Raw genomic sequence first — 1,636 nt, 5'->3', positions numbered from 1 at the left:
AAAAAAAAATCGTCCATTATTTTCAATTCCAAATTCGCCTAAGCTTAATTTTTTTGCAATTAATTTGTCTTCAATAACTAGTATTTCGTCTGTTAATTCAGTATTTACTTCTCCGAAATTTACTTCAATAGCTGAAAATTGTATAAAATGCTTATCCGTTTCAAAAGCTATTTCAATTGGAACAAAATATTTACCTAAAAATGCTTTATGCCAATAAATTTTTGCATCAATTATTGTATCATTTAGAAACTTTGAAGGATAATTTTTTTGGTTTTTATTTTCAATAAATTCAAATTCAGTAATATTTCCTTTTTTTAAATTTAAGCCATTATAATGTGTTGCAAAAAAGTAATTTCCTAAGTAATATTTTTCGTTATTTAATATTATTTCAACGCCATTTAGTAAGCTTTTACCGTAAATATTTTCCTGTTCATTGTAATCAATATCTTCATCATCTAAAAAGAAAATTAGTTGATTAATTTGTTTTCCAATAAAGCTATTTGTTAAATCAAAAATATTTTGATATTCATTGATTTCCTCTTGATTCCACGTTGTTGTCATAAAATATCGCCTAACGTTTTTCGGCTTGGCGATGTGGCGGATTTTTAGCACAAAAGTTCAATAGAATTACTGCTGTTGAGCATTGCACAAATGTTTCTTAGAAGCACTTCAGCCGCCATATTGCCAAACCGATGTTAGCGGCTGCTTTTTTGTTCTATTTTACAATTTTACCTACTCCTGTCAAAGGTTCTTTTTCTTCAACAGTCATAGATGTTTTATGTGTCAATAACCACCAGTCTTCAAATCCTAAATTTTCATCTTTTTCTCCGTTATTCAATTCTATTATACTTTTCCAAGCGTTGCAATATGATATGAAATTGTCCATAAATGCAACTCTGTATTTGAATGGTGTTATTTCTGCAAAATGAAATCTAATGCCTTTTTCTTGTGATAAGGAAAGAATAACTTGTTCATCATCAGTTGTCAAGAAGGCAAAAGCCTGAAAATTGTCAGGAAGTCCTAATCTGAAAGTCTTTTCATCCACAAGTTTCAAAGTCTTCAATAAGTCTGCCGTAATAAATGACCAATAATCTTTTGTCAATGAATATATAATTGTCCATTTCTCAGCAATTGTTGATGTTCTAAATGTTTTGTCATCGTCACAAGGAAGCCACATTGCAAACTCAACGTTTTTTAATTCATCCCATTCAATTGATTTTTTAATTGAATGTTGAAAGTTAAGAATTATGTCTCCACGAGAACCGTCTAGCTTGTCCTCTGGCTTTGCTTCTTGTGAACTTTCCTTTGTCTGTCCACCAAATAGTTTTTTAAATATGCTGATTTTTTGTCGGTTCTTAAAGTTGCCGCTAACGTTTCGGGGCTTTGCGATGGTGGGGCAATCGAAGCACAAAACTTCAATTTTTCACAAATGTTGAACCGAAGAACAACTATTGAACTTTGCAGTTTCGCCCCACTATTGCAAAACCCTTGTTAGCGGTAGTTCTTATATTTTTATAATGTTTAAAAAGTTAGATTTATTTTTAATTACCTTGTTCTTAAATGATTTGTATAGATGATATTGATTCAAATTGTTTTGAGTTATAATTATAGGATTAGAATTTTCAATATTTAATTT

The 1,636-nt window shown here is 30.0% G+C and carries 2 protein-coding genes; both read right to left on the bottom strand.

Annotated features, from left to right (window positions below):
- Window positions 1-561: hypothetical protein (locus ASG21_RS20285; protein WP_185113699.1), on the bottom strand; the 561-nt coding region annotated here is incomplete at its 3' end.
- A 154-nt stretch (window positions 562-715) separates the two neighbouring features.
- A complete protein-coding gene (locus tag ASG21_RS02730; protein WP_056075542.1) occupies window positions 716-1,411 on the bottom strand; it encodes a hypothetical protein in 696 nt (231 codons plus the stop codon).
- Window positions 1,412-1,636 lie beyond the last annotated feature (225 nt).

This window comes from Chryseobacterium sp. Leaf394 (assembly GCF_001424105.1).
GTDB lineage: Bacteria > Bacteroidota > Bacteroidia > Flavobacteriales > Weeksellaceae > Chryseobacterium.
The sequence above is the reverse complement of the archived record's forward strand: the minus strand, read 5'-3'. Positions and strand labels throughout refer to the sequence as shown.